This window comes from Methylobacterium sp. PvR107, from assembly GCF_017833295.1.
Taxonomy (GTDB): Bacteria; Pseudomonadota; Alphaproteobacteria; order Rhizobiales; family Beijerinckiaceae; genus Methylobacterium.
In genome coordinates this window covers 271,215-283,769 of the sequence record NZ_JAFIBW010000001.1, presented here as the reverse complement: position 1 = coordinate 283,769, position 12,555 = coordinate 271,215, and the positions used below count along the sequence as shown (strand labels likewise).

At 67.4% G+C, this 12,555-nt stretch carries 14 protein-coding genes; 10 read left to right on the top strand and 4 right to left on the bottom strand.

The window, feature by feature from the left end; genetic code table 11:
• The first annotated feature begins 44 nt into the window (after positions 1 to 44).
• Entirely contained in the window at positions 45 to 320 is a 276-nt protein-coding gene (locus JOE48_RS01255) for a hypothetical protein (protein WP_210026099.1), read from the top strand.
• Between the two features lie 62 nt (positions 321 to 382).
• Here JOE48_RS01255 and JOE48_RS01250 read toward each other — a convergent pair whose 3' ends face one another.
• From JOE48_RS01250 to JOE48_RS01235, 4 genes are all read right to left on the bottom strand, one after another.
• Positions 383 to 601, bottom strand: a complete 219-nt coding sequence (locus tag JOE48_RS01250; protein WP_210026097.1) for a hypothetical protein — start codon at positions 599 to 601, stop codon at positions 383 to 385.
• A gap of 195 nt (positions 602 to 796) precedes the next feature.
• Positions 797 to 1,051: a hypothetical protein gene (locus JOE48_RS01245; protein WP_210026095.1), complete on the bottom strand. Its 255-nt coding sequence runs from the start codon at positions 1,049 to 1,051 to the stop codon at positions 797 to 799.
• A 31-nt stretch (positions 1,052 to 1,082) separates the two neighbouring features.
• On the bottom strand, positions 1,083 to 1,244 hold the full coding sequence (locus JOE48_RS01240) for a YqaE/Pmp3 family membrane protein (protein ID WP_192710096.1): 162 nt from the start codon (positions 1,242 to 1,244) through the stop codon (positions 1,083 to 1,085).
• Between the two features lie 79 nt (positions 1,245 to 1,323).
• Positions 1,324 to 1,617 (bottom strand): hypothetical protein, encoded by a 294-nt coding sequence (locus JOE48_RS01235; RefSeq protein WP_210026093.1) that lies wholly within the window; start codon positions 1,615 to 1,617, stop codon positions 1,324 to 1,326.
• Between the two features lie 79 nt (positions 1,618 to 1,696).
• Here JOE48_RS01235 and istA point away from each other — a divergent pair, with 79 nt between their 5' ends.
• From istA to JOE48_RS01190, 9 genes are all read left to right on the top strand, one after another.
• A complete protein-coding gene (gene istA / locus JOE48_RS01230) occupies positions 1,697 to 3,196 on the top strand; it encodes an IS21 family transposase (RefSeq protein WP_210025731.1) in 1,500 nt (499 codons plus the stop codon).
• Positions 3,193 to 4,035 (top strand): IS21-like element helper ATPase IstB, encoded by an 843-nt coding sequence (istB, locus tag JOE48_RS01225; RefSeq protein WP_210025729.1) that lies wholly within the window; start codon positions 3,193 to 3,195, stop codon positions 4,033 to 4,035. Before istA ends, istB begins: the two co-directional genes overlap by 4 nt.
• Positions 4,036 to 4,194: 159 nt before the next feature.
• The gene (locus tag JOE48_RS01220) at positions 4,195 to 4,434 is read left to right on the top strand and encodes a hypothetical protein (protein WP_245252680.1); all 240 of its coding nucleotides are present in this window, start codon (positions 4,195 to 4,197) and stop codon (positions 4,432 to 4,434) included.
• Positions 4,435 to 4,529: 95 nt separating this feature from the next.
• Positions 4,530 to 5,648 carry an efflux RND transporter periplasmic adaptor subunit gene (locus tag JOE48_RS01215; RefSeq protein ID WP_210026091.1) on the top strand — a complete coding sequence of 373 codons (1,119 nt, stop codon included), beginning with the start codon at positions 4,530 to 4,532 and terminating at the stop codon, positions 5,646 to 5,648.
• A 4-nt stretch (positions 5,649 to 5,652) separates the two neighbouring features.
• Positions 5,653 to 8,847, top strand: a complete 3,195-nt coding sequence (locus JOE48_RS01210) for an efflux RND transporter permease subunit (protein ID WP_210026089.1) — start codon at positions 5,653 to 5,655, stop codon at positions 8,845 to 8,847.
• Positions 8,848 to 8,862: 15 nt separating this feature from the next.
• On the top strand, positions 8,863 to 9,702 hold the full coding sequence (gene ppk2 / locus JOE48_RS01205; protein WP_210026087.1) for a polyphosphate kinase 2: 840 nt from the start codon (positions 8,863 to 8,865) through the stop codon (positions 9,700 to 9,702).
• Positions 9,703 to 10,080: 378 nt separating this feature from the next.
• Positions 10,081 to 11,202: an AraC family transcriptional regulator gene (locus JOE48_RS01200; protein ID WP_210026085.1), complete on the top strand. Its 1,122-nt coding sequence runs from the start codon at positions 10,081 to 10,083 to the stop codon at positions 11,200 to 11,202.
• 35 nt (positions 11,203 to 11,237) lie between these two features.
• Complete coding sequence (locus JOE48_RS01195) at positions 11,238 to 11,582, top strand: PRC-barrel domain containing protein (RefSeq protein WP_245252679.1); 345 nt, start codon at positions 11,238 to 11,240, stop codon at positions 11,580 to 11,582.
• A gap of 123 nt (positions 11,583 to 11,705) precedes the next feature.
• Positions 11,706 to 12,515, top strand: a complete 810-nt coding sequence (locus tag JOE48_RS01190; protein ID WP_056527348.1) for a universal stress protein — start codon at positions 11,706 to 11,708, stop codon at positions 12,513 to 12,515.
• The last annotated feature ends 40 nt before the right edge of the window (positions 12,516 to 12,555 follow it).

Sequence of the window (12,555 nt, the reverse complement as noted above, 5' to 3'; positions counted from 1 at the left end):
GCGCGGTCATTCCGTTTCGACTTGAACTTGGATCGGCACAGGTCGTGGACCGTTGGAATCAGCTTCACATCATTCTCGAGGCCGCAAAAGAACGCGAAAATGCTCTGACGAAGCAGCTTGAGGAAGAACGTGAGCGCGCGGCGGCCTTGCGGATCGTCATTTCAGCGATGATCGAGAGCACCCGCTGGCTTGGCCTCGATCGATCGAAGTTTCGGTCCCTGATCGTCAAGGCGGGGCGGGACACGCCCAATTCCGGGCCGTCCTCGAGCCGCCACGGCGTGCTGCTGGCCGAAGCGAAGAGGATCCTTTCGCACCGATAGGTTTCGGACCTGCCGGGGGCCGCGACCTGACGGCCCCGCGTGACCGGCCCGGCCTCACGCACTCACCGGTAGACCGGGCAGCTGTCGACGTCGCCGGTCGGCAGGAACTCGCAATTGGTGACCGGCGGGATGAGCCCGTCATCCGCGACACTCGGGACCGCGGCTTCGCTGGTCGGCGGCGCGGTCAGCATGACCGTGCCGAAAGCGAGGGCGGCGGCGACGAAGGCGAGCGCGAACAGGGCGAGGTCGCGCCGGAGCGCAGGGATCGAGGCGGCGTCCATCTTTGTCCTCCCACAGGGCGCAGGCGTTGCGCCGAGGGGAAGGCTAGATCCGGTTGCGGGTTGCCGCGCCCCCCGAATGCAGGAGGCGCGCAACGCGTGCCGACCGCCATCGGTGCGCGGGGCACGCAGGAGCGCGGCACCTCCAGCGCCGCCGGGCCGGCGCCCCGCCGTCACCGCGTCGTCCGGATCGTGTCGCTACCGCTGCGGCGCCGGCGCCGGAGGCTGGGGCGAAGACCCGGGCTGGCCGGGGGCCTGCGGGATCGCGTTCTCGGGCGGCGGCGGCGGCTTCTGCCCCGGAGCGGGCGCGGCCTGATCATTCTGCAGGGTCTGGTTCGCCCGCGTCTGGATCGAGTCGGAGGTCTGCTGGCTGATCAGGCCGTAGGAGACGGCCGCCGCGAGGGCGACGGCGATGACCGCCCCGATGATCGCTTTGGTGAGCTTGGGCGGCATGTCTCCGTCCTCGTGCGGCGCCGGACGCGCGTCAGGCGGCTTCCCTGCGGGTGACGATAAGTGCCCAGATCGTCGCCGGGATCCATCCGATGATCGTCAGGTGAAGAAGAATGCAGAGGATGCCCTGGAACACCTTCCCGCGCAGGAACATGGCGAGCCATGGCGCCAGGAAGCAGATGAGGATCATGATCATGGTGGGAACGGCTCCTTGCCGGGGGAGACATAGGCGCCGGGCCGGCTTGCGGTAGCCCTCCGGATGGGACGGAGCGGGATCAGCACGGCGCGGGATCCCGGTCGGCCGCAGGGCCGCCCGGATCAGACGCGATGCCCCTCAACTGGTCCACCATGCAGGTCAGCCACGCGACGGGCGCGGCGTCCCACGGGAACGTCCTGCCGTGCGCGACCCCCGCGAGCCGCTCGGTGAAGGCACCGATGTCGGAACACAGAACCGGCAGGTTCAGCCGCAAGGCGGCAGTCAGCGTGTAGGACCAGGTTTCCGGGCACTGCGCGGGGTACCAGACGAGATCGGGCGCCTCCGTGTGTAGGGCGGTGACAAAACCATCCACTGGAGCGTCGGCGTCGTGCTGATGCGGGCGGCGTAAAAGCCGGCCAGTGGAGAAGCTTCTCTTTCGAGAGGAGCTGGGGATGTTTGCCGTGGAAGTCTACGCGGCCGTTCGGCAGTTCGTGTTTATCGAGGGCAACTCTCGGCGTGAGGCGGCTCGAGTGTTCGGGCTGAGCCGAGAGACGATCGCCAAGATGTGCCGGTTCTCCCTGCCGCCGGGCTATACGCGCTCGAAGCCGGTCGAGAAGCCGAAGCTTGGGCCTCTTCTGCCGGTGATCACGGCCATCCTGGAAACGGACCGAAGCGCGCCGATCAAGCAGCGGCACACGGCCAAGCGGATCTTCGAGCGTTTACGCGACGAGCACGGCTATGCCGGCGGCTACACGGTGGTGAAGGACCACGTGCGGATCTGCCGATCGCAGGGGCGGGAGACCTTCGTGCCGCTGGCCCACCCGCCTGGCCATGCCCAGGTTGACTTCGGCGAGGCGGTGGCCACGATCGGCGGCGTGCGTCGCAAGATCCATTTCTTCTGCATGGACCTGCCGCACTCCGACGCCTGCTTCGTGAAGGCATATCCGCGGGAGACCACCGAGGCGTTCCTCGACGGGCACGTCGCCGCCTTCGCCTTCTTCACGGGCGTGCCGCTGTCGATCCTGTACGACAACACGAAGATCGCGGTCGCCAAGATCTGCGGTGACGGGCAGCGCGAGCGCACGCGCGCCTTCACCGAGTTGGTGAGCCACTACCTGTTCCGCGACCGCTTCGGCCGTCCGGGCAGGGGCAACGACAAGGGCAAAGTCGAAGGGCTGGTCAAGTTCGCCCGGTCCAACTTCATGACCCCGGCTCCGGAGGCAGCTTCGTTCGAGGCGCTGAACGCTGATCTGGAGCGACGCTGCCGAGTCCGGCAGGATGAGTGTGCCGGTCGGTCTGCCGAGCTCATCGGTACGCGGCTCGTGGCCGACCGTGCGGTCCTGCGCGCCCTGCCGGCGGTCCCGCTGGAGCCGTGCGAGAAGCGGGCTGGTCGTGTCTCCTCGACCGCGCTGGTGCGCTATCACGGCAACGACTACTCGGTGCCCACCGCCTACGGCTTCCGGGACGTGCTGGTGAAGGGCTTCGTCGACGAGGTCGTGATCCTGTGCGGCGGGATCGAGATCGCCCGGCACGAACGCAGCTACGGCACCGGCGTGTTCGTCTCCGAGCCGCTGCACTACCTCGCGCTGATCGAGACCAAGCCGAACGCCCTCGACCAAGCGGCGGCCCTCCAGGACTGGGATCTGCCCGAGGCGTTCCAGCACCTGCGCCATCTCCTGGAGGCGCGCATGGGCAACCGGGGCAAGCGCGAGTTCATCCAGGTGCTGCGCCTGATGGAGGCGATGCCCAAGGACGTGGTGGCCGCAGCCGTCGCGGAGGCGATCCGGCTCGGGGCGATCGGCTTCGATGCGGTCAAGCTGATTGCGCTGGCCCGACTCGAGCACCGACCGCCCCGGCTCGACCTGGCAGCCTATCCGCACCTGCCCAGAACCACGGTGCGGACCACCGTGGCTGCCGACTATGCCGTGCTGGTGCCGGAGGTGGCCGCATGAGCCTGGCGCGCGACGAGACCACGCCGGGCGTCCTGCTGGCTCACCACCTCAAGCAGCTCAAGCTGCCCACGGTGCTGCGCGAGTACGACAAGGTTGCCCGCGAGTGCGCTCAGAGCGGCCTGGACCACTCGCGCTACCTGTTGCGGCTGGTTGAACTGGAGCTGATCGACCGTGAGCGGCGCATGGTCGAGCGCCGCATCCGGGCGGCGCGCTTCCCGGCGGTGAAGAGCCTCGACACGTTCGACTTTGCCGCGATCCCGAGCCTGAACAAGATGCTCGTGCTGGAACTGGCCCGCTGTGGCTACATCCTCGGCCGGGAGAACGTCATCGCACTTGGCAACTCGGGCACTGGCAAGACCCACATCGCCTTGGCTCTCGGCTTGGCGGCTTGCCAGAAGGGCTTCTCGGTCACGTTCACCACCGCGGCCTCGCTGGTCAACCAACTCCTGGAGGCGCGCGACGAGCGTCGTCTGCTCCGGCTTCAGCGCGAACTAGCCGCGGTCAAGCTCCTGATCGTCGACGAACTCGGCTACGTGCCGCTGTCGTCGACGGGGGCGGAGTTGCTGTTTGAGGTCTTCTCGCAGCGCTACGAGCGTGGCTCGACCGTGGTGACCTCGAACCTCCCGTTTGAGGACTGGACGTCAGTTCTGGGCTCGGAACGGCTCACGGGCGCGCTGCTCGACCGGCTGACCCACCACGTCAGCATCCTGAGCCTGAACGGCAACAGCTACCGCCTCAAAACTTCCCGCAGCCGGCGCGGCCGGGCCGAAGGGGCGGAGCAAAACCAGGCCACCGCCGATCCTCACGACCCCGAGACGGGCGAGATCCCGCCGGCCTGACCCTTACGATCGGCGACGAACGAAGAAGGGGCCCGATCGGGCCCCTTCTTCGTTCGAGCTGCACGTTGCCAGTGGCCTGATTTTGCTCCGACACGGCGGCCTGGAATTGGTCCGCCCTTTACAGTCCTGCCCATCACGCTACGGTCTGCCGGTTTTGCCGTGCTTCTCGTCTGCGCCTACGCCCTGGAAGAGACCTTGATCAACCTTTGGAAGGGGCACAGGCTGGTCGAGGCCCTGCCAGCGGTCGGCGGCGGCGTGCGCGGCCTCGCGGTCATGACGGTGATCATGGCCATCGCGCTCGTACCCTACTTTGCGTGGCGGGAGCTTGGCCGCGTGCTCGGCCGCGAAAAGCTGAAGGCGCTGATGCTCTCGAGCCACGAGGTATCACCCGGGACCTGATCGTTACGAGTGGGACGGCCAATTGTCCCGTCCGATCAAGCCGGGCGGACGTAATCTGCAAGGATGCGAGGGGATTCTCCGGGCGAGGGACGGTCATGTTCCGCTGGTCTCGTTGTCTCTTCGTCCTCGCTCTTCTCACCGCAGGATCGCATGTCGCCTTCGCGGAGCCTGCCCCCGCAGCAGCCCTCCCGGTCGGCACCGTCGCCGCGCAGAAGAGGGCCATCGACAAGGCGCTCGACTTCGTCGGCCGGGTGGAAGCGGTGAGCCGCGTCGAGGTGCGGGCGCGGGTCACGGGTTACCTCGACGCGGTCCTGTTCAAGGAGGGCGAACTCGTTCCGGAGGGAGCGCCGCTTTACCGGATCGAGCCCGACCTCTTCGAGGCCGCCGTCCGTCAGGCGGAGGGGGCGCTGGAGCGCACCCGCGCAGCCAAGACGCTCGCGGCGATCCAACTCCAGCGCGCGCAGGATCTCCTTGATCGCAATTCCGGCACCGTGGTCGCGCGGGACCAGGCGCGCGCCGCCCTCGAACAAGCGCAAGGCGCCGTGCTGGGCGACGAGGCGAGCCTGAAAACGGCGCAGATCAACCTCGGCTACACGAAGATCCTGTCCCCGATCGCCGGCCGGATCGGACGCACCAGCGTCACGAAGGGCAACGTGGTTGGACCGGATAGCGGGGTGCTCACCTCCATCGTGAGCCAGAATCCCATGTACGTCTCCTTCCCGGTTAGCCAGCGCGAATTCCTCCGGGTGCAGCAGAGCGGTGTCCAGCCGGACCGGAGCAAGATCGCCGTGCGGATCCAGTTCTCCGATGGCACGACGTACGACCAGACCGGCCGGGTCAACTTCGTGAACATCAGCGTCGACCGCACCACCGATACGGTGCTGGTGCGCGCCAGCATGCCGAACCCCACCGGCGCCCTGCGGGACGGCCAGCTCGTCAAGGTCGCGTTGCAGACCGGAGCGCCGGTGGAGAAGGTGATGGTGCCCCAGGCTGCCCTCATCGCCGACCAGGGCGGCGTCTACGTTTTCGTCGTCGAGGACGGGCGGGCCGTGATCCGGCGGGTCAAGCTGGGCTCCGGCGGCGCCGGACCGGATGCCATCGTCGACGAGGGCCTGTCGGGTGGCGAACTGGTCATCGTCGACGGCCTGCAGCGGGTGCGGCCCGGGATCGCCGTTCGGGCGAACCCGATCGGCCAGTCGGCAAGCGGGATCTGAGGCCATGCTGTCCGCGATCTTCGTCGACCGACCGCGCCTGGCAATCGTGATCGCGATCGTCACGTCGATCGCCGGTGCCCTGGCGCTGTTCACCATTCCGGTCGCGCAGTACCCCGACATCGTGCCGCCGCAGGTCTCGGTGACGACGACCTATCCCGGCGCCGCCGCCGCGGTGGTCGAATCCACGGTCGCCCAGCCCATCGAGTCGCAGGTCGTGGGCGTCGACAAGATGATCTACATGAAGAGCGTCAGCGGCAACGACGGCAGCTACACGCTCACCGGGTCGTTCGAACTCGGGACCGATCCCGACATCAACGCCGTCAACGTCAACAACCGCGTCCAGATCGCCCTAGCCAAGCTGCCCGAGGACGTTCGCAAGCAGGGGATCACGGTCAAGAAGAAGTCGTCCGCCCTGCTCGGCGTGCTCGCGGTCTACTCGCCCAAGGGCGCCCAGGACCCGCTCTTCATCTCGAATTACGTCACCATCAATCTGCTCGACCGCATCAAGAGCACGCCCGGCGTCGGCGACGCGACCCTGTGGGGACCGCAGGATTACGCGATGCGGGCCTGGGTCCGGACCGACCAGCTGACCGGGCTCAACCTCACCACGAGCGACGTGATCGACGCGATCAAGGCGCAGAACGTCCAGGCGCCCGTGGGGCGGATCGGTGCCCGACCGATCTCCAACGCGCAGCAGCTTCAACTCAGCATCCAGACCCAGGGACGGCTCACCTCGCCCGAGCAGTTCCAGAACATCGTCCTGCGCACGAACCCGGACGGCTCCCTGCTTCGCCTCGGCGACGTCGCCCGGATCGAACTGGGTGCGGCGAGCCTCGACCGTGAGACCCGGCTCAACGGCAGCCCGGCGACCGTCGTGGCGATCTACCAATCGCCGGGCGCCAACGCGATCGCGACGCTCAAGGAGGTCAAGGCCCGCGTCGCGGCGCTCGCCCCCTCCTTCCCGGAGGGGCTGGAGTGGAAGGTCACCTACGACCCGACGGCCTTCATCACCGAGACCGTCCACGAGGTGCAGAAGACCCTGATCGAGGCGTTCGTGCTGGTCGTGGTGGTGGTGTTCCTGTTTCTTGGAAGTCTTCGCGCGACGCTCATCCCGACGCTGGCCGTGCCCGTCAGCCTGATCGGTACCTTCATCGCCCTGAAGGCGGTGGGGTACTCGGCGAACTCCGTCTCGCTGCTCGCCATGGTGCTCGCCATCGGCATCGTGGTCGACGACGCCATCGTGGTCGTCGAGAACGTCGAGCGGGTGATGGAGGAGCATCCCGAGCTCTCCCCGCGCGAGGCCACCAAGCGGGCGATGGCCGAGATCACGGCCCCGATCATCGCGATCACCCTGGTCCTGCTCTCGGTCTTCGTGCCGGTCGCCTTCGTGCCCGGCATCTCGGGGGAGCTGTTCCGCCAGTTCGCCGTGGCGGTCGCAGTCTCGATGTTTCTCTCGGCGATCAACGCGCTGACGCTCTCGCCCGCGCTCTGCGGGGTGCTGCTTCGGCCGCACCACGGCCCGCGCCGCGGGATCATGGGCTTCATCATGCGCGCGATCGACGGGGTGCGCGACGGCTATGGTGCGGCGGTCGCCCGCATCGTCCGCCTGTCGATCATCGGCGTCGTGCTGTCGCTCGCGGCGGCCTGGGGCACGGTCGAGCTGGCCAAGATCACGCCCACCGGCTTCCTGCCGGAGGACGACCAGGGCGCGTTCTTTGTGGTCGTGCAACTGCCCGAGGGGGCGTCCGTCGACCGGACCTCGGAGGTCGCAGCCAAAGCCGAGGCGATCCTGCGCGAGGAGCACGCGGTCGCGGACACGACCACTGTGGTCGGCCTCAACTTCATCGACAATTACTCACAGGGCAGCGCCGCCTTCCAGGTGGTGACGCTCAAGCCCTTCGAGGAGCGGAAGGGCGTGGGCGACGGCGCGGCGGCGTTGATCGCGCGGCTCGGCCAGCGCTTCCGCGAGATCCCCGGCGGCACGGTCGTGCCGATCGCGCCGCCGCCGATCATCGGTCTCGGCACCGGTGGCGGCTTCGCCTACGTGCTGGAGGACCTGCGCGGCGGCGACCCGAAGGAGCTCGCGCAAGTCTTGCGCGGGCTTCTCGTCGCGGCGAACCAGGAGCCGAAGCTCAATCGCGTCTTCAGCACCTTCTCGGCGACGAACCCCTCGGTCTACCTCGACATCGACCGCAACAAGGTCCAGATCCTCGGGGTGTCGCTCGACGCCGTGTTCCAGGCACTGCAGGCCTCGCTCGGCGGCTACTACATCAATGACATCAACCTGTTCGGCCGTGCGTGGCAGGTCCAGGTCCAAGCCGAGGCGACGGACCGCCAGAAGATCGACGACATCTACCGCATCAACGTGCGCAACAAGGACGGCGGGATGGTCCCGTTGCGCAGCCTGGCGGAGGCCCGCATCATCGTCGGACCGCCCGCGCTGATCCGGTACAACAACCTCCGCGCCGTGACGGTGCAGGGCGGCCCGGCGCCGGGCGTCTCCTCGGGCCAGGCGCTCGCCGCCATGGAGGCCGTCGCCGCACGCACGCTGCCCGCGGGATTCGGCGGGGAATGGACCGACACCGCTTTCCAAGAGAAGCGGGCGGAGGGCAAGACCGCGATCATCCTCGCCTTCGCGGTTCTGTTCGCCTTCCTGTTCCTGGTCGGCCTGTACGAGAGCTGGACCATCCCGGTGCCCGTGCTGCTCTCCGTGACCGTCGGCATCGTCGGCGCCTACGCGGCGATGGTCTGGGGCAATCTCACCCTCGATCTCTACGCGCAGATCGGCATGGTCGTGCTGATCGGCCTGGCCGCCAAGAACGGCATCCTCATCGTCGAGTTCGCCAAAGAGCAGCGGGACAAGGGCGTCCCGCTGCGCGAGGCCGCGACCGAAGGCGCGCGCCTCCGCTTCCGCCCGGTGATGATGACCTCCTTCGCCTTCATCCTCGGGCTCCTCCCGCTCGTGATCGCCACAGGCGCCTCGCAACTCGCCCGGCGCGATGTCGGCACGCCCGTGTTCGGCGGCATGATCGCCGCATCGTTCCTCGGCATCTTCGTGATCCCGCCGCTCTACGTCGTGTTCCAGGGCCTGCGCGAGCGGGCGTGGCGCCTCCTGAGCGGTGGGACCGGCAAGACGACCGACACGGCCGCGCAACCCAACGCGCCCGCCGGCACGCCGGGGCATCTCCCGGCGGAATAGCGGAGGATTGGCCCCATGGAGGGTACGAATCAGGCACTCGCCGCTGAGTGGCGCGTCGATGACGAGCCACCCGGCGAGCGCAGCCGGCTCAAGCGCAAGGTCTACGAGCGCGAGTTGCGGAAGCTACAGGTGCAGCTCTGCCACCTTCAGGCCTGGGTGAAGGCGACCGGCGCACGGATCATCGTGGTGTTCGAGGGGCGCGACGCGGCTGGCAAGGGCGGAACCATCAAGGCGATCACCGAGCGGGTCAGCCCGCGCGTGTTCCGCGTCGTCGCCCTGCCGGCGCCGTCCGATCGCGAGAAGAGCCAGCTTTTCCTCCAGCGCTACATCGCGCACTTCCCGGCTGCGGGCGAGATCGTGATCTTCGACCGCAGCTGGTACAATCGTGCGGGCGTCGAGGCCGTCATGGGGTTCGCCGGCGAGGCCGAGCAGCGTCGCTTTCTGACCCTCTGTCCGCAAATCGAGCAGTTCATCGCCGGGAGCGGGATCCAGCTCATCAAATTTTGGCTGGAGGTCGGCCGCCAGGAACAGAGGATCCGCTTCGAGGCCCGCATCAGCGATCCGCTGCGGCAGTGGAAGCTGAGCCCGATGGACCTGGAATCTTATCGGCGCTGGTATGATTATTCCCGCGCTCGTGACTCGATGCTTGCAGCAACCGATTCCGACGATCTCCCGTGGTATGTGGTGCGATCCGACGACAAGCGCAGGGCGCGGCTGAACTGCATCGCGCACCTGCTGCATCTGATCCCCTACCGGGAGCTCAAGCCGGAGCCGGTGGCGCTACCCAAGCGCTGCAAGAAGAACGCTTACGACGACACGCTGCGCGACCAGCGGTTCGTGCCGGAGCAGTACTGATCCGGCGGCGGGAGCCACCGTTCGCGGACTGCACGGTGTTGCGGCGATAGAGGATCTCGATCGCGGACGCGACGCACTCAGGCCGGCTGGCGGCGGGACGCGGCCTGCAAAGGTGTGTTCACTCCCGTGAAGGCGCAGTCCCGGCTGCGCGCCGCAGCCGGACTTTGCCGTGAATCCTTTTTCGTCCCAGTATCGGAGTTCTCTGTATCGGGACCGAGCCAACTCTGATGGATCGGCCGGCAAGGTTCCTCTGAGAAGTCCTCGCTCGGCCCCGAAAAAGATCAGGGAGCCTCTTACTAGGTTCGGAGCTGTTCCGGTGTCCCGTCCGATCAAGAAGTAATTAGAGGCTCAGATTAACTGGCGTCGGAGGATGCGACTATGCCCCTGTCCGCCAAGTTGCGCAGCGGCTTCTGCTTGACGGAGGCAGCCTTGGCCGAGCGCGTCCACGCGACCGAGAAAGCGCCCTCGACGAGGTTTGTCCCAGTCGACGACGTCAGGGCGATCCAAGTCGATCTCGCCGAACTCAGCGCCGGCTTCGGCAGCCTCGTCGCCGAAGCCGGCCTCGATCCGCAGATAATCGATAGCCGCACGAAGCTCGTCCCGTTCACCGCGGTCGGCCGCCTCATCGCTCTAGCAGCCGATTGCCAGCAGCTCGGGCTCCTCATCGGGGAGCGCGTCACGCTGGCCTCACAGTGGCTCCGCGCTTCGATGCTGTGCAACTGCGACACGGTCGGGGACGCTCTGCAGGCCCTCAAGGCACATCTGTGCGTACAGGACCGGGGCGGCGTGGTCAGGCTGGGCGTCTTCGGCGAGATCGCCGTACCCAGCTACACCCCGTATGAGCCCGAGGTTGTCGGAGCCGCCCTGCATTCCGAGCAGGCCCTGGCCAAGATGACCAACGTTCTGCGGGCGCTCTGCGGGGCCCGATGGGAGCCGCTGGAGGTGCTACTGCCGCGCTCCGCGCCGGATGACAGCACGCCATACGGTGCGTTCTTCCGCGCGCCCGTCCGGTTCGATCAGGAAATGACCGCCCTGATTTTTCTGGCGCCCCTCGTGCAGCAGACGATCGCCGGCGCGGACCCGGCCGTTCGCCGACGCGTGGAGGAGCGGATCCGCCGGATCGAGGTCGCTCAGCCCGCCAAGCTCACCGACGAGCTCCGCCACTATCTCCGTGCTACGGTGATCAAGCAGCGCTGCAAGGCGGAGCGGATAGCGCGCCTGCGGCTGGTGAACCGCCGCACCCTGAGCCGCCGCCTGAGGGCCGAGGGCACGAGCTTCAGGCAGCTCACCAACGAGGCCCAGTTCGCGGTGGCCAAGCAGCTCTTGGCCGACACGAGCATGAACCTGACGCAGATTTCGGCGGCCCTGAACTTCTCCGAGCTTGCCGCCTTCACGCATGCCTTTCGGCGCTGGTCGGGCATGGCGCCCAGCACATGGCGGAAGGAGAAGCGATCGGAGACGAACAGCCCCGTCGACAGTGACATGCCTCAGGCGGGTTAGAGGAGGGACAAGGGATGCGCCAACCCGCTCGCATCTTGGTCTGCGCCCTCATCCTGTTCGCCGGCGCCGCGCGCGCGCAGGAAGCCCGCTCGCTTATCGCGATGCAGGCGGATTCGCACATGCAGATGGCGGCGGCGTCGCTGATTCCGACCCTCCGGGGACGGTGGCTCCACGCCGATCACAAGCTCGTCGTGGGGCGCGTGCAGGATGTCAGGGTCTCACAGGACGGCCACACGCTGATCGCCGTGGTCGCCCGCCGACGATGGCTCCGTGGCGGGGAGATCGGCATCCCGGTCCCACGGCTGCATCAGCGCGACAATGACCTGACCGTAAGCGGCACGCGCGAAGATATCCGGCAAGCTCCCGTGATCGGGCCATGAAAAAGGCTCCTCAGCTGAGCGCCATGCGTTTTCCAGGACCGCAACCCGGGCGCACGCCGATTGCGGCGGCGCCGGCAAAGCTGACCGCACGACCTTTGTGACGGTTCGACGGGAGTTGATGAGATGACCTTCGCCAGCATCCTGGTTTCCCTTGACCTTGGCGCGGCAGCCGCTACCCGCGTTCGCCTTTCGGCGAATCTCGCGAAGCGCTTCGAGGCCATGCTGACCGGTGTCGCCGCGCGCAAGATTCCAAATCCTGGCCCCGGCTACGACCTGGCTGAGATTCAGACGGCCTACAACGAGGAGCGAGCCAAGCTCGCGAGGGATTTGGAGCGATGCCGGGATCTGTTCGAGCGGAATTCCGGCGCGGATGTCCCGACCAGCTGGTTACAAGCAGAGGCCAACGCGGCAGACTTTCTGGTGCGGCAGGCGCTGGCTGCGGACGTCGTTGTCGTTGGGCGCGAGAGTGATGAAGGCATCGGCGAGATGAGCGCCTTACCCGGCGCGGTCCTGATGGAAGTCGGGCGTCCGGTCCTGATGACTCCGCCCGGCTCGGATGACCTCAGAGCCGAACGGATCGTTGTCGCTTGGAAAGATGCGCCCGAGGCACGCCGCGCGGTCTCGGCTGCGCTGCCGTTCCTCCGCCGCGCGAAGCACGTCTCCGTCGTCAGCGCGGGCGAGGAAGCCCGATCCGATAGTGCCGATCGCGTCGCGGAGTTTCTGGCCCGTCACGGCGCACAGGTCAGCCAGCACCTGTTGGATGCGAACGCTCGGAACGTTGCGGATGAAATCCTGCGCTTCGTAGACCAGGCGGATGCGGATCTCGTGGTCATGGGCGGATATGGACGGTCCAGATTGCGGGAATGGTTGTTCGGCGGCGTGACGCGAGATTTCCTGAAACGTTCGCCGGTCTGCTGCCTCATGAGCCACTGAAGATCCGCGCGCGGTGTGAAGCCGCCAGTGATCGCCCAAC